The sequence below is a fragment of the Accumulibacter sp. genome (genome assembly GCF_029255285.1).
GTDB lineage: Bacteria > Pseudomonadota > Gammaproteobacteria > Burkholderiales > Rhodocyclaceae > Accumulibacter.
The window spans coordinates 57,353-75,566 of sequence record NZ_JAPUVI010000105.1 but is presented as its reverse complement, the minus strand read 5'-3'; the positions used below and the strand labels follow the sequence as shown (position 1 = coordinate 75,566).

The 18,214-nt window shown below is 65.6% G+C and carries 15 protein-coding genes; 9 read left to right on the top strand and 6 right to left on the bottom strand.

Annotated features, from left to right (window positions below; all coding sequences use genetic code 11):
• Positions 1-4: 4 nt before the first annotated feature.
• From Q1M07_RS15575 to Q1M07_RS15540, 8 genes are all read left to right on the top strand, one after another.
• Positions 5-2,200 (top strand): xanthine dehydrogenase family protein molybdopterin-binding subunit, encoded by a 2,196-nt coding sequence (locus Q1M07_RS15575; protein ID WP_300455008.1) that lies wholly within the window; start codon positions 5-7, stop codon positions 2,198-2,200.
• A 2-nt stretch (positions 2,201-2,202) separates the two neighbouring features.
• A complete protein-coding gene (locus Q1M07_RS15570; protein ID WP_300455005.1) occupies positions 2,203-3,237 on the top strand; it encodes an XdhC family protein in 1,035 nt (344 codons plus the stop codon).
• Positions 3,238-3,843, top strand: coding sequence for a nucleotidyltransferase family protein (locus Q1M07_RS15565; protein WP_300455002.1), 606 nt, complete (start codon positions 3,238-3,240; stop codon positions 3,841-3,843).
• An 84-nt stretch (positions 3,844-3,927) separates the two neighbouring features.
• Positions 3,928-4,386: a 2Fe-2S iron-sulfur cluster-binding protein gene (locus Q1M07_RS15560; RefSeq protein ID WP_300454999.1), complete on the top strand. Its 459-nt coding sequence runs from the start codon at positions 3,928-3,930 to the stop codon at positions 4,384-4,386.
• Complete coding sequence (locus tag Q1M07_RS15555; RefSeq protein ID WP_300454996.1) at positions 4,383-6,539, top strand: molybdopterin cofactor-binding domain-containing protein; 2,157 nt, start codon at positions 4,383-4,385, stop codon at positions 6,537-6,539. Before Q1M07_RS15560 ends, Q1M07_RS15555 begins: the two co-directional genes overlap by 4 nt.
• Before the next feature lie 267 nt (positions 6,540-6,806).
• Positions 6,807-7,919 carry a DegT/DnrJ/EryC1/StrS family aminotransferase gene (locus Q1M07_RS15550; protein WP_300454993.1) on the top strand — a complete coding sequence of 371 codons (1,113 nt, stop codon included), beginning with the start codon at positions 6,807-6,809 and terminating at the stop codon, positions 7,917-7,919.
• A 16-nt stretch (positions 7,920-7,935) separates the two neighbouring features.
• Entirely contained in the window at positions 7,936-8,175 is a 240-nt protein-coding gene (locus Q1M07_RS15545) for an acyl carrier protein (protein ID WP_300454990.1), read from the top strand.
• Positions 8,165-8,908, top strand: coding sequence for an SDR family oxidoreductase (locus Q1M07_RS15540; RefSeq protein ID WP_300454986.1), 744 nt, complete (start codon positions 8,165-8,167; stop codon positions 8,906-8,908). Before Q1M07_RS15545 ends, Q1M07_RS15540 begins: the two co-directional genes overlap by 11 nt.
• Positions 8,909-9,330: 422 nt before the next feature.
• Here the strand turns inward: Q1M07_RS15540 and Q1M07_RS15535 are convergent, their stop codons facing one another.
• From Q1M07_RS15535 to Q1M07_RS15515, 5 genes are all read right to left on the bottom strand, one after another.
• On the bottom strand, positions 9,331-10,530 hold the full coding sequence (locus Q1M07_RS15535) for a hypothetical protein (RefSeq protein WP_300454983.1): 1,200 nt from the start codon (positions 10,528-10,530) through the stop codon (positions 9,331-9,333).
• 3 nt (positions 10,531-10,533) lie between these two features.
• On the bottom strand, positions 10,534-12,087 hold the full coding sequence (locus tag Q1M07_RS15530; protein WP_300454980.1) for an MBOAT family protein: 1,554 nt from the start codon (positions 12,085-12,087) through the stop codon (positions 10,534-10,536).
• Between the two features lie 280 nt (positions 12,088-12,367).
• A complete protein-coding gene (locus tag Q1M07_RS15525) occupies positions 12,368-13,585 on the bottom strand; it encodes a multifunctional CCA addition/repair protein (RefSeq protein WP_300454977.1) in 1,218 nt (405 codons plus the stop codon).
• A gap of 30 nt (positions 13,586-13,615) precedes the next feature.
• Positions 13,616-14,581, bottom strand: coding sequence for a complex I NDUFA9 subunit family protein (locus Q1M07_RS15520; RefSeq protein WP_300454974.1), 966 nt, complete (start codon positions 14,579-14,581; stop codon positions 13,616-13,618).
• Positions 14,582-14,621: 40 nt separating this feature from the next.
• The gene (locus tag Q1M07_RS15515; RefSeq protein ID WP_300454971.1) at positions 14,622-16,565 is read right to left on the bottom strand and encodes a lytic transglycosylase domain-containing protein; all 1,944 of its coding nucleotides are present in this window, start codon (positions 16,563-16,565) and stop codon (positions 14,622-14,624) included.
• Between the two features lie 43 nt (positions 16,566-16,608).
• Here Q1M07_RS15515 and Q1M07_RS15510 point away from each other — a divergent pair, with 43 nt between their 5' ends.
• Complete coding sequence (locus Q1M07_RS15510; protein WP_300454968.1) at positions 16,609-17,229, top strand: 5-formyltetrahydrofolate cyclo-ligase; 621 nt, start codon at positions 16,609-16,611, stop codon at positions 17,227-17,229.
• 45 nt (positions 17,230-17,274) lie between these two features.
• On the opposite strand, the gene cysK is transcribed toward Q1M07_RS15510, so the two are convergent.
• Entirely contained in the window at positions 17,275-18,207 is a 933-nt protein-coding gene (gene cysK, locus Q1M07_RS15505; protein WP_300455379.1) for a cysteine synthase A, read from the bottom strand.
• Between the last annotated feature and the right edge of the window lie 7 nt (positions 18,208-18,214).

Below are 18,214 nucleotides of genomic sequence, written 5' to 3'. Positions count from 1 at the left end.
CCGCATGGACGACCCGACTATCGAAAACCGTCGCCGCCGCCGCTTTTTGCAGGAGGCCGGCGGTTTGACGCTCGCTTTCTGCCTGCCGGCGAGGGCGGCCCCGCCGGCCACCGGGCAAACCGCCTCGGTAGCGGTGCCTTTCGCACCGAATGCCTTTCTGCGCATCGCGACCGACGACAGTGTCACCGTGATCGCCAAGCATCTCGAGATGGGGCAGGGCAGCTACACCGGCCTGGCGACGATTCTTGCCGAGGAGCTCGACGCGGACTGGCAGACCGTCCGCGTCGAGGGGGCGCCGGCCGACGCGACGCGTTACAACAACCTGTTCTGGGGCCCCAGCCAGGGGACCGGCGGCAGTACGGCGATGGCCAATTCGTGGGACCAGCTTCGCCAGGCGGGCGCCACCGGCCGGGCGATGCTGGTCAGCGCGGCGGCCAGGCGCTGGCAGGTGCCGGTGACCGAAATCGCGGTCCGCGACGGCGTCGTCAGCCACGCGGCGACGAAGCGGCAGGCGCGTTTTGGCGAATTGGCGGCGGACGCGGCCAGGGAAGCGGTGCCGGCCGAAGTGGTGCTCAAGCCGATGGGCGAGTTTCGCCTGATCGGCCGCCACGTGCCGCGCAAGGACAGCGCCGACAAGACGAGCGGCCGGGCGATCTTCACTCAGGACATCCGGCTGCCGGGGATGCTCGTCGCCGTGGTCGCGCATGCGCCGCTTTTCGGCGCCACCGTGCGCCACTTCGATGCTACCGCCGCCCGGCGCGTCCAGGGCGTCGTCGATGTCGTGCCGATCCCCTCGGGGATCGCCGTGCTGGCACGCGATACCTGGAGCGCGAAGAAGGGGCGCGACGCGCTGCGCGTCGAATGGGACGAGAGCCGGGCTTTCCGGCTCGATAGCGCAGACATCCTCGCCCGTTATCGGGAGATGGCGAAGTCGCCCGGCGTCGTCGCGCAGCGGACTGGCGACCCCGAACAGGCTTTTGCCGGTGCCGACAGAATCATCCTCGCGAGCTACGACCTGCCCTATCTTGCCCACGCGGCGATGGAGCCGATGAACTGCGTCATCCGCCTTGGCGAGGAAGGTTGCGAGGTGTGGAATGGCGAACAGTTGAACACCGGCGACCAGGCACGGTTGGCCGAAATGTTTGGCCTGCCGGTGGAGCGGGTGAAGATCCATATGCTGTATGCCGGAGGCAGTTTTGGCCGGCGGGCCAATACCGAATCCGACTATCTGGTCGAAGCCGCCCACATCGTCAAGGCGATCGGCGGCCGGGCGCCGGTCAAGCTGGTCTGGATGCGCGAGGACGACATGCGGGCTGGCTATTACCGGCCGCTCTTCCATCATTCGCTCGCCGCCGCCATCGATGCCGAAGGTCGGCTCATCGGCTGGCGACACCGTTTGGTCGGCCAGTCGATCCTCGCCGGTTCGTCGTTCGCCGCGCTGACCCGCCAGGACGGCATCGACCCGCTGTCGGTCGAAGGCGCCGCCAATCTCCCCTACGCGATCGCCAACCGCCTGGTCGAGCTGCACACTCCGAAAGACATTGGCGTGCCGGTGCTCTGGTGGCGTTCGGTCGGCTCGTCGCACACCGCCTATGCGACCGAGGTCTTTCTCGACGTGCTGGCGCGAGCCCTGGGCAAGGACCCTCTCGCCTGGCGTCTCGAACTGCTGGCCGAGCATCCGCGCCACCGCGGCGTCCTCCAACTGGCGGCCGAGAAGGCGGACTGGGCGAGGCCGCTGCCGGCCGCCACTTCGGGCAGCCGGCGGGGTCGCGGACTTGCCGTACACGAGTCCTTCCAGTCCTACGTCGCGCAGGTCGCCGAAGTGACGGTGGCTGCCGACGGCTCGGTCAAGGTCGACCGCGTCGTCTGCGCGGTGGACTGCGGCATGGCGATCAACCCGGACAACATCCGGTCGCAGGTCGAAGGCGCCGTCGGCTTTGCCTTGTCGGCGGTTCTGCACGGCGAGATCACACTGCGCGCCGGGGCTGTCGTCGAGGGCAATTTCGACACCTACCCGATGCTGCGGATCGGCGAGATGCCGCGCGTCGAGGTGTACATCGTTCCCTCGGCGGCGAAACCGACGGGCATCGGCGAGCCGGGCGTTCCTCCCCTGGCGCCGGCGGTCGCCAACGCGATCGGCGCGGCGACCGGCCGCTTTCCGGAGCGCCTGCCGCTACGCCGCGCAGACTTGCGTGCCTGAACGTGGACAGCACCGATCGGCAGGTGCTCGCCACCGTACGCCGCTGGGCGGCTCAGGATCAGCGTTTTGCGCTGCTCACGGTGGCCCGCACCTGGGGCTCGGCACCGCGCCCGGCCGGCGCCTGGTTGGCCTTGCGCGATGACGGCCTGGTCTGCGGGTCGGTTTCCGGGGGCTGTGTCGAGGACGATCTGATCGCTCGCATGCTGGCCGGCCAACTGGCCGGTGAGCGCCCGTTCACGCTGCGCTATGGTGTCACACGCGACGAAGCGCTGCGCTTCGGGCTGCCCTGCGGCGGGACGCTCGAACTGGTGGTCGAACCGGCGCCGGCCAGCGCGCCGCTGGCCGAACTCGACGCCAGGCTGGCGCAGGGCCGACTGGTCGTGCGCACACTCGACCTGAACACTGGCCAGGTCAGCCTGGGCGATGCGACGCGCGGCCAATGCCTACACTGGGACGGCCACTGCCTGCGCACCGTGCATGGCCCGGTCTGGCGCCTGTTGATCATCGGTGCCGGACAGACGGCGCGCTACCTGGCCGAAATGGCACAGGCGCTCGATTACGCGGTGACGATCTGCGACCCGCGGCAGGAGTATCGCCGGACCTGGGACGTCGCGGGCGCCAGCCTGGTCGAAGGCATGCCGGACGATGTCGTTCAGACGATGCGCCCCGATCCGCACCTGGCCGTCGTCGCGCTGACCCACGACCCGAAGCTGGACGACCTGGCCTTGCTCGAGGCATTGAAATCGCCAGCTTTCTACGTCGGCGCGCTGGGTTCACGTAGCAACAACGCCAAACGGCGCGAGCGCTTGCGGCAGCATTTCGACCTGGGCGCGGACGAAGTCGCCCGCTTGCGCGGTCCGGTCGGAATTCCGATCGGCAGTCGCACGCCGGCTGAAATTGCCGTCTCCATCGCCGCCGAACTGACCGCCGCCAAACACGGAGTGAAGCTCCAAGCGTTCGCCGGTACAAGCTGCCCGGGCGACCTGACGGCGGTCGCCAGCGCGGCCGCCGCTGGCGGCGATCGGGAGGCGCGCTAGATGTTGTCGGACAGCGGTGCGGTGGTCGGCGTCTTGCTGGCCGGCGGGCGATCGACGCGCTTCGGCGCCGACAAGCTGCTGCAGCCGCTGGCGGACGGCACGCCGATGGCCTTGGTGGCGGCGCGGCGCCTGATCGCCGTCTGCCCTCATACCGTCAGCGTGCTGCGCAGCGAGCAGTCGGCTCTCCATCGCTTGCTGCGCGAACTTGCGATCGACGTGCGTACCGACCGGGCGTGCGAACTGGGCATCGGCAGCAGCCTGGCCTGCGCCGTACGGGCCAGCCGCGACGCTGCCGGCTGGCTGGTCGCCCTGGCCGACATGCCTTTCGTCGACGAGGCGACCGTGCGCGCCGTCGCGGTCGCCTTGCACGAGGGCGCCGAGATCGTCGCTCCCGTCTACGGTGGCCGGCGCGGTCATCCGGTGGGCTTCTCCCGCCGCTGCTTCGCGGCGCTGGCCAGTCTGCGGGGTGACACCGGCGCCCGGCGACTGCTCGACGATGAGGCGCGTTCGTTGATGCTAATCGAAGTCGACGACCCGGGCATTCTGTGCGATATCGATCGCCCGAGCGACTTACGGACTGCGGCTGGCGAGCCGCCATCGGGCTAAGCTCGGGCGTCGTCTGCGGCGCTCGCGATGGCGAGGGGGTTTCGGTATAGTTGAACGTCGCGCCCCGCCACGCAGGAGTATCGAATGCTGGAATTCACCGTGAACAACCGCGCCGTCGCGCTCGACGTCGAACCGGAGATGCCCCTGCTCTGGGTCTTGCGCGACCACCTCGACCTGCCCGGGACGAAATACAGTTGCGGCATCGCCGTTTGTGGCGCCTGCACGGTACTCCTCGACGGCGAAGCCGTGCGCGCCTGCGCGCTGCCGGTGTCTCGCGTCGCCGGCCGGCAGGTGGTGACCATCGAGGGTCTGGCGCAGGACGGTCTGCACCGTGTGCAGAGGGCTTGGATCGAACACCAGGTTCCGCAGTGCGGTTATTGTCAGACCGGGATGATCATGTCCGCCGTCGCACTGCTGGCCAAGAACCCGCGGCCTAGCGACGCCGAGATCGATGCGACGATGAGCAATCTGTGCCGCTGCGGCACCTACGCGCGGGTACGCAAGGCGATTCATGCCCTGGCAACGCCGCCGGCGGGAGGATGAAGGCCATGACGACAGCACTGTCCCGCCGTGATTTCCTGAAGGTTTCCGCCGCGCTGGGCGGTGGGCTGGCCCTCGGGTTCTGCCTCCCGCCGACGGTCGGTGCCGCCGGCGGAGAATCAGCGAGTGAAGTCAACGCCTGGATCGTCGTTCATCCCGACGACCGCGTCGTCATCCGCATCGCGCGCTCGGAAATGGGTCAGGGAACCTATACCGCGCTCGCTCAACTGGTCGCCGAAGAACTCGATTGCGACTGGGCCAAGGTCAGTGCCGAGTTCGCGTCGCCGAACGAACACATCCGCCGGCAACGCGTCTGGGGCTCGATGTCTACCGGCGGCAGCATGGGCGTGCGCTCGTCGCAGGATTACGTTCGGCGGGCGGGCGCCAGTGCGCGCCACCTGCTGATCGAGGCGGCGGCAGCGCGCTGGCAGGTGCCGGCGAGCGAGTGCCGCGCGGTCGCCGGGGTCATCACGCACGTGCCCAGCGCCCGGACGTTGCGCTACGGCCAGGTGGCGGCCGAGGCGGCGCGCCTGACGCCGCCGGTCGAGGTCAAGCTGCGCGATGCCAGGGACTGGAAAATCGCCGGTCGATCGCTGCCGCGCCTCGACATTCCCGACAAGGTTCTCGGCAAACCCGTTTTCGGCGTCGATGTGTCGCTGCCCGGCATGTTGCACGCGTCGATCGCCCAATGCCCGGTCTTTGGCGGCCGGGTGCGGCGGATCGACGCGAGCGCCGCGCAAGCGATGCGCGGCGTCAAGAAGATTCTGCGCGAGGAAAACTTCGTCGCTGTCGTCGCCGATAGTTGGTGGCGCGCCAACCAGGCGCTGAAGAAGGTGACGATCGACTGGGACAGCGGCGAGCATGCGCTGGCCAGCAGCGAAACGATTTCGGCCATGCTGCGCGCCGGGCTCGACGATCCGGCCTTGCCGCAAGCCCGCACGCTGGGCGACAGCGCGGCGGCGCTGGCCAGCGCGGCGAAGGTGGTCGAGGCGGAGTACCAGTCGCCCTACCTCAACCACGCGACGATGGAGCCGCAGACCTGCACCGCCTGGTTCCGGCCGGATGGTTTTCTCGAAGTGTGGACCTCGACGCAGAACGGCGAGGCGTCGATGTCCGCCGCCGCGGCGGCGGCCGGTTTGCCGCTGGACCGAGTCGAAGTGCACAAGATGATGCTGGGCGGCGGTTTCGGTCGCCGCGGTGGCCCGCAGGACTTCGTCACGCAGGGAGTGACGATCGCCAAGGCGCTGCCCGGCGTGCCGGTGAAGATGATGTGGTCGCGTGAAGAGGACATGCAGCACGGCTTCTACCGACCGGCGAGCCTCGTCCGCCTGAAGGCCGGCCTCGATGCGCAGGGCCGTCTGGTCGCCCTGCACACGCGCATTGCCTGCCCGTCCATCCTCAATGTCCTGATGCCGGGCTCGCTCAAGGACGGGATCGATTTCACCGCCGTGCGCTCGTTCAGCGACCTGCCGTACGCGGTGGCCAATCAGCGCGTCGACTACGCGCTGCGCAACGGGCATGTGCCGGTCGGTTTCTGGCGCGCACCCGGGCAGCAGAACGTTTTCTACCGCGAGTCCTTCATCGACGAACTGGCGATCGCCGCCGGCAAGGATTCGTTGGCCTATCGACTGGCCATGTTGAAAGCCGACGACAAGAACCGCCTGGTCCTCGAAGCCGTGGCCAGGGCGGCGGCCTGGGATAAGCCGACGGCGCCAGGCGTGTACCGCGGCCTGGCAATGGCCGACGGTTTCGGCAGCTACACGGCGATGGTCGCCGAGGTGTCGGTAGACGCGCAAGGCCAGGTGAAGGTGAGGCGTATCGTCGTCGCCATCGACTCGGGCCATGTAGTGCACCCCGACAACTGCCGTGCGCAGGCCGAGAGCAACGTCGTGTACGGGCTCGGCAGCCTCCTCTACCAGGAGAACAAGGTGAAGAACGGGCGGATCGTCGAGTCGAACTTCCACGACTTCCGCCTGCCCAGGATTCACGAAATGCCGCAGGTCGACACCGTCCTCGTGCCGACCGGTGGCTTTTGGGGCGGGCACGGCGAGCCGGCGATCCTGCCCCTGGCGGCGGCGGTGTGCAACGCCATCTTCGCGGCCACCGGCAAGCGAATCCGCTCGCTGCCGCTGAGCTTGCACAACTTGCGTTCGTGACCGCGAAGAGGACCGTTGCGGGGCGGCGGCAACGGCATGGCGGCCGGCAAGCGGCAGCGCAATTCGAGGCGCACGCTTTACGCAATGCAGTGCATAATGGGTCGCTGCGGGAACGACGTGAATCGCCGGCCGCGCTCGGCAAGCTGCCGGACGGTCGATGGCTCGGCCGATGATCGTCCGGCCTGGCGCCGACTCCTCTCCCGGCGGCAACGAGGCCGTTTCACCCGCCTCGCCGGCGCGACATTGAGGGACTCCGCCTTGGACAGCATGCACGACAAGCCAACCTTCCTTACCCGGCCCTACCTGCCCCCGCTGGAAGCCTTTCTGCCCTATTTGAGAGAGATCTGGGACAGCCGCTGGCTGACCAACGCGGGTCCGTTTCACGAGAAGTTCGAGGAGGCGCTGAGGAAGTATCTGGGCGTCCCGCACGTCTGTCTGTTTGCCAACGGCACGCTGGCATTGATGACGGCGCTGCAGGCGCTGCGCATCACCGGCGAGGTCATCACGACACCGTACACCTTCGTCGCGACGACGCATGCGCTGCTGTGGAACGGCATCAAGCCGGTGTTCGTCGATATCAGGCGCGATACCTGCAACCTCGACGAAACGCTGATCGAGTCGGCGATCACGGCGCGCACCACGGCCATCCTGCCCGTGCACTGCTACGGCAACCCCTGCGCCAGCCAGCGCCTGCAGCAGATCTCCGATACCTACGGCCTGAAACTGATCTACGACGCGGCGCACGCGTTCGGCGTCTCGGTGGACGGCAGGTCGCTGCTCGAGCAGGGCGACCTGGCGGTACTGAGTTTTCACGCGACCAAGGTGTTCAACACCTTCGAGGGCGGGGCGATCGTCTGCCACGACGCCAAGCTCAAGCAACGCATCGACTATCTCAAGAACTTCGGTTTTGCCGACGAGGTCACCGTCGTCGCCCCCGGCATCAACGGCAAGATGAGCGAGTTTCAGGCGGCGCTCGGCTTGCTGCAGCTACAACACGTGGACCTCGCGATCAGCGCGCGCCTCGCCATCGACCGCCGCTACCGTCAGGCGCTGGCAAATGTTCCGGGAGTCCAGTGCTTGGCCAGCGCGGAAGGGGTGAGCCCGAACGGCGGCTATTTCCCGCTGTTGATCGGTGCCGCTTATCCTCTTTCGCGCGACCAGCTCTACGAGACGCTTCGCCGTCACGGCATTCACGTGCGGCGCTATTTCTACCCCCTGATCAGCAATCTACCGATGTACCGCGGCATGGCCTCGGCCGGGCCGGCCAATCTGCCGGTGGCGACGCGAACGGCCGAACAGGTGCTGTGCCTGCCGATCTACCCGGATCTCGACGCCAAGACGGTCGATCGCGTGATCAACATCGTCTCTTCTCCCTGCTGATTTCCGAGCGCCCCCGATGGACGAACTCCTGAAACTCATTGCCACCGCACTCAAGCTGCCGATCGGCGACATAGCTCCCGCCACCTCGATGAAAACCTGCGCCGCCTGGGACTCACTGGCGCATATGGAGATCGTCATCGGTATCGAAGAGCACTATCGGATCGTTCTCGACGGCGACGAGATCGCCGACATGGTTTCGGTCGCCGCCATCGTCGACCAGTTGCGCAAGAGAGGCTTGCTCGACCATGGAGCTTGACGGCGCGGTCGCGGTAGTCACCGGTGCGGCGCAGAACATCGGCCGCTGCATCGCACTGACGCTGGCCGGCGAGGGTTGTCGGGTCGCCGCGCTCGACCTCAACCGAGAACTGCTCGGCCAATTGCCGGGCGAACGGCTGCGCGCCTTCGTCTGTGACGCGGCCGATCCGGATCAGGCAGCGCGGACGGTGGAGGCGGTCGTCGCGGAGCATGGGCGGATCGACATCCTGGTCAATGCGGCCGGCTGGATTTGCAGCGCACCGCTGTACAACCTGCTCGACCGCAAGGCCGGGCGTCATGACCCGGGGCTTTGGGACAAGGCCCTGCGCCTCAATCTCAGCTCGGTTTTCGTGATGGGTTCCTGCGTCGCCGAGCAGATGATCCGCCGTCGCACACGCGGCGTGCTGATCAACATCAGTTCGATTGCCGCGCGTGGCAACGCCGGACAAAGCGCCTACTCGGCCGCCAAGGCAGGCAGCAACGCGCTGGCGCTGACCTGGGCAAAGGAACTCGGCGGGCTGGGCATCCGGGCGCTGGCGATCGCTCCCGGTTTCATCGATACCCCGTCGACACACTCGGCAATGAGCGATGAACGCCTCAGGGAATGGGTCGGCCGGATACCGCTGCGTCGCCTGGGGAGCGCCGAGCAGGTGGCGCAGGCCGTGGTATTCGCGGCGCGCAACGATTACCTCACGGGAACCGTCATCGAACTCGACGGGGGCCTGAAGCTCTGAGTCGCCCACGGGTGTCGCCGCGACCTGTCGAAAGGGCAGGAAATCCAACGGCACCGACGAGAGGATATGAGCCCTCATCAAGCAGCGTCTATCTCGCGTTTGGACACGGGGGCCGTTGCAATCAGGCGTCATGGCGGGCTCGGTTCGCCCGGATGGGCCAGTGTATCGCGCACGGCCCTGGCGCCGATGATGAAGGCGATGAGCACATCTCGCCACCACAACAGGACAGAGGAGCGGAAAGACCTCATTCAGTGTCAATCGCTGTGGCACAGGTTGCGAAACTTTCGCTGTCGCCGATCGGTACACCCGGGATCTTCCGATACCCGTCGCTCAGGATGCCCGGGAGGATCTGCGCGGCTCGTTGCACGACCCGCTCGTCCTTGCCGCTCTTGAAAAACGGGTAGCCGACCAGTCAGCGACCTTCAGCGAGCCAGTGCCGCCAGTTCGCTCAAGGACCGGGCGTTCTCCACACGATAGCTGTCGCCGGCCAAGCGTACGTTCTGCAGATGCTGTTCGATGTTTTCGGGCGTCAGACGTAGTCCGAAGTCGGGCGTGCCACGCTCGAAGATGCGCTGCAGGATCTCGTGCCCCAAGCTACTCTTGAAATGTCCGGCTTCCCAATACCAGCGCACTTCAGTCGTGCGGTCGCCGGGCCCCGGTACGGGCTCACGCGCGAACGCGTGGTAGCCACTGAAGTCCCACAACTGCGCGGCGGCGCCGCCCTCGGTGGCGACCAGATCGGTCAGTTTTCGCTTCCAGTCCTCGACCAGGGGCCAGCAACCCGTGCTCCGGAGTATCTCCAGAAGATGGCCGTGATAGGGGTAGATCACTATGGTGACAGCAATCTGCCGACGACCTGCGGTGCGCAGAATGCCTGCCACGTCGTCGAAAGCCGGTGAGGTCTGCGAACCGCTCAGGAAGAGATTCTTGGGTCGTCGCTTGTAGGCGCGCAGGTTCTCCATGTCGCGTTGCCTGAAAAGGTTGAAGTATCCTTCGTGGCGGGCAATCTGCCGGTAGTCGTGACTGGGGTTGAAACCGGCGGCGGTGAGATGCGCCGCCTCCGGCCTGCCTCGCAAACGCAGGGTATCCAGACTATGCACCACAGCGTCCAGCGATGCCAGGGTCGACGCCCGGTCATGCATGACCTGCCACCAACGCCAGCGATTCGGGCCGCCTTCCGCCATCAGCAGCCGCTTTTCGATCGGCGCCGGATCATCGTCGCGCGCCTCCGGGGCCGTCAGGAAATCCATGAAGTCGACTCCCAGAACAATCAGTTGCGGCTGACCAGCCGCCAACACATGGTCCAGCAATCGGCTCGCCGTCCGCGTGCCGGCACCCGGCAGCGCGAGATTGTAGACTGGACGGTAGGTCGACGGCCAAGCCGGGTCATCCGGATCGAAGCCCAGTTCGGCCCGCGAGTTGCCGAGAACAAGGGTTCGCGGTTGTGCCAGCAACACTTGATAAGGCTTGATCAGCGCTCCCTGGGTCGCGGCGTGGGGCTTGTTCTCGCCTGCCCGATAGGGCCGATAGAGACCATAGGGGTCCACCCAGTAGTTAACGGCGATCGTCCCCAGGACGGTGGCCAGCAGGGCGACCGTCCACAAACGAAGATAATTGGCCATGGCTCAGAATTGGTAGTAAAGGAATTCGGTCGCCTGAGACAGCGATAGCACGCCGGCCGCCGCGATGCCCGCCATCATCCAGGCCCAAGCGGCGTTGGGCTTCCACTCGAGCCTCGACTCGCTGGACGCCGGATAGAAATCGAGGCCCGGCCTGTGCAGACGCATCAGCTCTTGGGTATTGGGCAGAAACAAGGCGATCGACAGCAACGCCACTGACCAGATCCAGGTGGCGGCGAAACGGCTGCCACCACCGAGATAAAATTCGACCCCCCAAGCGCGCAGGCTGTCCGCCGCGCCGCCGAGCACGGGAAGGAAGGCGAGGGGCAAGCTGAAACCCTGCATGCCGAGCATTCCCTGCAACATGTTGAGCGCTCCGCCGAGCGTGGTGGCGCGGAAAAACACCCACGCCACCACCACCGCAAAGAAGGTGAGACCCCAGCCGGCCAGCCGTTCGATGCGTCCGACTGCGATAGCGCGCGCCGGACCACTTTCGCGCAGCGCGCGCCAAGCGTGGTTGATTACAAGATAGACGCCGTGCAGTCCGCCCCAGAGAACAAAATTCCACGAAGCGCCGTGCCAGAGCCCGCCCAACAGCATGGTCGCCATCAGGTTTGCCTGACGGCGGAACGGACCCTTGCGGCTGCCACCCAGCGCGATGTAGAGGTAGTCACGAAGAAATCTTGACAAAGTCATATGCCAGCGACGCCAGAAATCGCTGATGCTGGTGGCCTTGTATGGCGAGTTGAAATTGAGGGGCAGGACGATGCCAAATATTCGGGAAAGGCCGATGGCCATGTCGGAATAGCCGGAAAAGTCGAAGTAAAGCTGGGCCGTATAGGCCAATGCACCGCCCCAGGCAGCGAAAAAATCCAGCTTCTGATCGCTGTTCGCCAGCAGAAAGGCCGCGTTGGCGTAGGGAGCGACGCCATCGGCCAGCACGGCCTTCTTGAACAGGCCAAGGCTGAAAATTGCCAGACCGATCGTCACGTTGTCCACCGACAGGCGGTAGGTTTCGGGTCGCGCGAACTGAGGCATCATTTCCTTGTGGTGCAGTACCGGCCCGGCGATCAGATGCGGGAAATAGGTCACGAAGAGCAGATAGTGGATGAAGCTGTATTCACGCGCCTTGCCCGACCAGACGTCCACAAGAAACGCGATCTGCGTGAAGGTGAAGAAGGAGATGCCTAGCGGCAGCAGAATTTCCTGCAGCGGCCAGTGCGTAGAGAGCAAATGGTTGACCGTGTCCAGGAAAAAATTCGCGTACTTGTAGTAACCGAGCAAGGCCAAATCGGCGCCGATCCCGACGGTCAGAATCAGGTTTTTGCTATGGCCGCCGCGCTCGTGCTGCCTGGTCAGCGCATAGCCGACACCGTAGTTGAAGAGGATGGAGAGCAGCAGCAGCCCGACGTAGGCCACGTTCCAGTAGCCGTAGAAAAACAAGGACGCGGCACCCAGCCACGAGGCGGCGAGCCGGGGGCTGTGCTTCCCAAGGGCAAAGAACAGCAGTGCGACCAGCGGCAGGTAGATGAGCAGAAATGGGTACGAGTTGAAGAGCATCGGGTGTCATCCGCAGAAACAAAGGTCGATCGATGGCTAGTCAAGCCGAAGTCGTCTTTATAAGCGCCCTCAGCCTGCCGCTGTGTTAAGTCCGCCACAAAACGGCCGAGACGGTACCCCGCGTGTGTTTGCCGGCCAGCAAACGAGGTTGCGCACGGCGACAGGGTGTCGGAGCGGCAAACCGGAAATCACAGCACTGGTTTCGGGATGGAAGCCCAGCCGAGTTCCTCCGCGCTCCGCCGCCGGCGCGAGTCCGGCACTATCGACGGGGGGTCAACGTTTAGCCAACCGCCAGCGCTTCCCGAACGGCCGCCACACGCGCTACGTGCAGGCGGGCGGCGATCTGAGCCGGTTCACGGCAAGCGCGGGCGATCGCCGCGGCATCGACGCGCCGCACCTGTGCCAGTGCCTGCCGAAAGATCGCCGGTGCCGGATAGGCCACCTCCTGCCAGCCTAGGCGGCCATGGTAGTCGCAGGCGCAGGCGGCGAGAAGCTGCTCGAAGCGGGCGGGCCGGCGCAAGGCGTCGGTGGCTTCGAATAGCCTGACGATGGCCGCTGCGGTCAACTCCGGGCCGCGGTGGATCTGGCCGTGATGACGCGCCACCATCAGCGCCAGATCCCGGCATTCTGCCGGCACCTTGAGACGTGAGCAGACGGCGCCGACCAGCGCCACGCTGCGTTCTTCGTGACCGGGATGGCGCGGCAGATCGGTCGCCGGTGTCGTGCCCTTTCCCAGGTCGTGCAACAGCGCAGCAAAACGGACGGCCAGCGGACAGCCGCGTTGCGCCGACTGATCGACGACCATCATGACATGCACGCCGGTATCGACCTCCGGGTGGTAGTCGGCGCGTTGCGGAACGCCCCACAGGCGATCGACTTCGGGCAACAGGCGCACCAGCGCGCCGCCGTCGCGCAGCACCTCGAACATTCGCGAGGGGCAAGCCTCCATCAGGCCTTTCGCGAACTCCTGCCAGACCCGTTCGGCGACCAGATGGTCGAGTTCGCCGTTGTCGACCAACTGACGGATCAAGGCCATCGTTTCTGGCGCCACCGTAAAATCGGTGAAGCGGGCGGCAAAACGGGCCAGACGCAGAACGCGTACGGGATCCTCGACGAAGGCCGGGCCGACGTGGCGCAGGACTCGCGCGGCCAAGTCGTCGACGCCGTGGTAGGGATCGACCAGCGACCCGTCGGCGGCCCGCGCGATGGCATTGATGGTGAGGTCACGGCGCGCCAGATCGTCAGCCAGACTCACGTCGGGCGCCGTGTGAAAGACAAAACCTTTGTAGCCGGGCGAGGTCTTGCGCTCGGTACGCGCCAAGGCGTACTCGTCATGCGTGGACGGATGAAGAAATACTGGAAAGTCCTTGCCTACCGGCCGGAAACCGCGCGCCAGCAACTCCTCCGCAGTAGCTCCGACGACGACATAATCACGGTCCTGAACCGGCAACCCGAGCAACTCATCGCGCACGGAGCCGCCGACAGCGAAGATCTGCACCGCGAAATCTGCGCCGGTTCGCTCTCTCGCTCAGCGACCGGCGCGGTAGCGATAGCGGTCGAGGCGAAGCTGAACCATTTCGTCCGGTGAGAGATAGGTCGGCGCCACCGCTTCCAGTGGCGTCGGCCGCCAGCCAGGATAGTCGTGCGAGCCGTCGCTGACGCTGTCGACTTCCATCGAGCGCAGGTTGTCGGGCGACAACGGCGGATTCGGCAGCAGCCACATGAGGCCCGCTTGCAGGTAAGCCCAGCCACCGGTTCCGAGGTCGATGATCCGGCGTTGCTTGCCGACCAGGTGCGCCGTGTAGTCGACGAGTTCGCGCAGCGTATAAATCCGCGGGCCACAGAGTTCGTAGGTTTGCCCGATCGTCGTGCGATCGGTCAGCGAATCGGCAAAGACGCCGGCCACATCGCCGACGAAGACCGGCTGGAAACGTGCCTGTCCGCCGCCGAGTGGCAGGACCGGCGAAAGCTTGATGAGCTTGGCGAACAGGTTGAGGAAGGCGTCATCCGGTCCGAAAATGACCGATGGTCGAAACACCGTCACGTCGAGTTCGCCCATCGCCGAGCGGATCACGGCCTCGCCGTCGCCCTTCGAGCGCAGATACTCCGAGGGTGCATCGAGCGAAGCACGCAGCGCACTCATGTGAAGAAGGCGGCGGACCCCGCTCTGTCGCATGGCGGCGACGATTTTTCGGGGTAGTTCGACATGGGCCGCAGCAAACCCCTTGCCGTACGGTAGACGCGAATCGCTATCGTGAAGGACGCCGACCAGATTGATTACCGCATCCTGCCCCGGCAAGAGATCGGCAAGCGCCTGCGGATCGTGCACATTGGCTTCGACCATGCTGACCGTCGGGAGCATGATCAGCTTCTTGGTGTTTTCACGCCGGCGGGTCGGAATCGTTACCCGGACGCCACGTTCGGAAAGGCGGCTGGCAATCCAACCGCCGACAAAACCACTCCCGCCGATCAACAAAACGTTCTCGAGTTCCATAGCGCCCTAGAGAGGAAAAAAGTGTCTGAAAACGATCATTCTAAGGCAATTCCTCGCCCTTCGCTTCACCGGCGGTGCGCGCTCCGATGACCCCGAGCCGGCTCTTGATGGTTTGCGGTCTACCGTCGAACAAGGCCGCGTAATAGACCGAGTTGCTCATCACTTTCTTAACGTAGTCGCGCGTTTCGCTGAAAGGAATGGTTTCGGCATAGACAGCGCCTTCCAGCGGCCGCTCCGCGCGCCACCGGCGTGCCCGCCCAGGGCCGGCGTTATAAGCCGCCGAAGCGAGTACCGGCTGGTTGTCGAGGCTATCGAGGACCAGGCGCATGTAGGTGGTGCCGAGCAGCAAATTGGTTTCGGTGTCATTGACCCGGCTCTGCTGGAAGTCCTTGAGGCCGATCTTGTTGGCCACCCAGCGGGCGGTGGCCGGCATCAGCTGCATCAATCCCGACGCTCCGACGGTCGACTTGGCGCTGGTGATGAAACGACTCTCCTGACGCATCAAGCCATACACCCAGGCGTCGTCGAGCGCCTGGCTGCGCGCTGCCGGCCGGACCTGCTCGCCGTAGGGTGCCAGGTAGCGCAGCGAGTAGTCGTGTTCGTGGCGCGTACGGTCGGCAGCGGCGATCGCACGATCGTACATGCCAGCCCGCTGGGCAATGTCGGACGCCGCAAGCAGCTCGCGATCGCTCATCGTGCGCAACGCCCAGTTCCACTCCTTGACGCCTTCCCCTCGAAGGTTCAGGCGAAAGAAAGCGAGTGCGCGTTGCACACCGGGGTTGGCGTTCACCTGCAACAGCTCGTCCCGGCTCGGCGGCGACGCCTTGGGCGGAGTCATCGTCGGCCGCCCGAGTTCGTCGTTAGCCAGATTGCCGTAGAAGTCGGGCTGCCCGGCGATTTTCATAAACAGCGCGTTGGCTTCCTCGAGCCGCCCCCCGGCGCGGTAGGCGCGACCCAGCCAATACACCCAGGCGGGTTGCGCGGCCAGCGCCGGCGGCATTTTTTCGATGGTGCTGCGAACACTGCCCCAGTCCTGCGCGCGCAGGGCGGCACGTACCTTCCACTGCGCCGCTTCGTCGGAAAGCGGCGCCTCGCCGGCTTGGCGGTACCATTCCATCGCCTCGGGCAGGTGTCGCTGTGCGCCCTGCCAGCCGATCTGACTCCAAGCCCAGCCTTTTTCGCCGGCGCTCAACGACGGCGCGATGCGGTTCAACTGTTCGGCCGCCATGCGGGGGTCGTTGCGCGCGATGCGCTGGATGGCCAACACCGCTAACTCACGAGTCATGCGATTGGCCGCCACATCGCCCGACAATCGGGTCAGCCAGGGCAGCGGCGTCTCGGCTACCGTCTGGGCCAGCTTCCTGTCGGGCGTCTGACTCGGCGGCAGGTAGTTCATGCTGTAGATGGCGGCGGCGATCTTATTGGCTTCGAACTGGCGACGGATGCGCGCCCAAACGGCGTCGGCGAGCACCCGCTTGTCGACGATCAGCGCTTCGAGGACCGGATAGCAGGACTCCGGGGGTTCAGCAAGCGTCAGCCAGAGCGGCAAGGCATCGTCGAGCGCACTCGCATCCCCTTGCGCCCGCCGGCTCTGCAAGGCATAGCACACGAGGTCCTGCTCGGGCTGAGCGAGTTTCGGATACTCGAGGTCGAATGCCCCCCATTGCTGTTTCTTGCCCTGTTGCCGCAGCCAGTCGATGCGCAGTTTCTCGGCGACGTAGGTGTTTTCGTGCCGCGCCAGGAAGGCGGCTACGGTTGCCGAGTCAACGTCCTTGAGATCAAGGAGAAGCCGCCAGTAGTCCACATAGGCTTCGAGTTCATAGCCTTGCAGCATTGGCGCGAGACGTTCGAGTCTCGATCGGTCGCCGGCCCGCAGCGCGTCCCGCGCCGCCAGAAACTGCTCGTCGGCGCTCGGCGCGGCGGCGGCAAGTTGGGTGAAAAACAGCGAAACGAAGACAGCAAAGCCTGTGTGGTAAAGCTTCATGGTAAGCTGAAAGTCTGGATAATACCGCTTTCGAGCATAACACATGGCCATCGAAGTGAGGCCGGGAATCACGCTGGACGGTGTCGTCGGCACTGGGCTGAGCGAACGAGGCGCGTTGCGCCGGGTACTGATAGAGCGCCGACGCGCGCTGCCGACCAGCGAGTGGGAGCGTGCTTCCAACCGCATCTGCACACACCTGGAAACGGCTTTCCCGGAACTTGCCGCGATGCGCGTGGCGTTCTGCTGGCCGGTGAAGCAGGAGGCCGACCTCAGGCCGCTGATGGAGAAATGGGCGCAGGCTGGCCGGAAGGGCTTCCAAGCCCTGTTGCCTGTGGTGATCGGCAAGAATCGGCCGCTGGCTTTTCGCGCCTGGACGCCGGACACCCCGATGGTCGCCGACCGCTATGGCATTCCAACACCGGCCGCCGGCGATTTCCTGTTGCCAGAGGCGCTTCTACTTCCGGTCAACGGTTTCGATGCGGCCGGCCACCGTATCGGTTATGGCGGTGCCTACTTCGACCGCACGCTCGTGGCGCTCCACCCGCGGCCGCTGGCGCTCGGCGTTGGCTTCGAACTCGCCCGTCTGGACTCGATCGAGCCCACGCCACATGACCAACGGTTGGACGCGATGGTCACCGAAGCCGGAACGTTTGCCTGTGCCTGAGCCAGGAGCAGCACGCTGGCCGTGCGGCTCGGTCGTGTCCGCAGCTCAGACGTCGAGATGGGCGTATAGCTGAGTGGTCAGGTAACGCTCGCCGAAGGAGGGAACGACCACCACGGTCAATTTGCCGGCATTGGCCGGCCGCCGCGCGACCTCGAGCGCGGCCCACACGGCCGCGCCGGATGAAATACCGACCAGCAGTCCCTCTTCAGTCGCCATCCGGCGGGCAATGGCAAACGCGTCATCGGCCTTGACGCGCAGCACTTCGTCGTAAATCGTGGTGTTGAGAATTTTGGGAACGAAACCGGCACCGATCCCCTGGATCGGATGTGGTCCCTTGGCGCCACCCGAGAGTACGGGTGACGCGTCGGGCTCGACGGCGATGACCTGTACGCCGGGCCTCCTTGCTTTCAGGACTTCGCCGACGCCGGTGATGGTTCCGCCAGTACCCACCCCCGAGACGAAGATGTCGATCTGGCCGTCGGTGTCGCGCCACACCTCCTCGGCGGTCGTTGCCCGATGAATTGCCGGGTTGGCCGGGTTCTCGAACTGCTGTGGGATCAAATAACGCCCATCGGCGGCCGCCATTTCCTCGGCGCGGCGAATGGCGCCGCCCATCCCGTCGGGCCCGGGTGTCAGCACCAGTTCCGCACCGTAGGCCTTGAGCAACAGCCGGCGTTCGCGGCTCATCGTTTCGGGCATCACGAAACAGCAGCGCAGACCGCGTGCCGCGCAAACCATGGCCAGACCGATGCCGGTATTGCCGGAGGTTGGCTCGAGAATCACCGTTTCCGGACCAATCGATCCGGCCGCCTGTGCCGCGTCGATCATCGCCGCGGCAATGCGATCCTTGACACTGTGCGCCGGATTGTAGAACTCGAGCTTGACGGCGATGCTGCCGTCAATATCTGCCGCCAAGCGGTTGAGCCTGACCAGCGGGGTGTTGCCGATCAGTTCGGTGACACTGCTCGCGATGTTCATGGGCATG

Bases quoted from the DNA above. Each gene is read 5' to 3' on its own strand.
- Q1M07_RS15575 (WP_300455008.1), top strand. From the start codon at position 5: ATGGACGACCCGACTATCGAAAACCGTCGCCGCCGCCGCTTTTTGCAG.
- Q1M07_RS15565 (WP_300455002.1), top strand. From the start codon at position 3,238: ATGTTGTCGGACAGCGGTGCGGTGGTCGGCGTCTTGCTGGCCGGCGGG.
- Q1M07_RS15560 (WP_300454999.1), top strand. From the start codon at position 3,928: ATGCTGGAATTCACCGTGAACAACCGCGCCGTCGCGCTCGACGTCGAA.
- Q1M07_RS15555 (WP_300454996.1), top strand. From the start codon at position 4,383: ATGAAGGCCATGACGACAGCACTGTCCCGCCGTGATTTCCTGAAGGTT.
- Q1M07_RS15550 (WP_300454993.1), top strand. From the start codon at position 6,807: ATGCACGACAAGCCAACCTTCCTTACCCGGCCCTACCTGCCCCCGCTG.
- Q1M07_RS15545 (WP_300454990.1), top strand. From the start codon at position 7,936: ATGGACGAACTCCTGAAACTCATTGCCACCGCACTCAAGCTGCCGATC.
- Q1M07_RS15540 (WP_300454986.1), top strand. From the start codon at position 8,165: ATGGAGCTTGACGGCGCGGTCGCGGTAGTCACCGGTGCGGCGCAGAAC.
- Q1M07_RS15535 (WP_300454983.1), bottom strand. From the start codon at position 10,530: ATGGCCAATTATCTTCGTTTGTGGACGGTCGCCCTGCTGGCCACCGTC.
- Q1M07_RS15530 (WP_300454980.1), bottom strand. From the start codon at position 12,087: ATGCTCTTCAACTCGTACCCATTTCTGCTCATCTACCTGCCGCTGGTC.
- Q1M07_RS15520 (WP_300454974.1), bottom strand. From the start codon at position 14,581: ATGGAACTCGAGAACGTTTTGTTGATCGGCGGGAGTGGTTTTGTCGGC.
- Q1M07_RS15515 (WP_300454971.1), bottom strand. From the start codon at position 16,565: ATGAAGCTTTACCACACAGGCTTTGCTGTCTTCGTTTCGCTGTTTTTC.
- Q1M07_RS15510 (WP_300454968.1), top strand. From the start codon at position 16,609: ATGGCCATCGAAGTGAGGCCGGGAATCACGCTGGACGGTGTCGTCGGC.
- cysK (WP_300455379.1), bottom strand. From the start codon at position 18,207: ATGAACATCGCGAGCAGTGTCACCGAACTGATCGGCAACACCCCGCTG.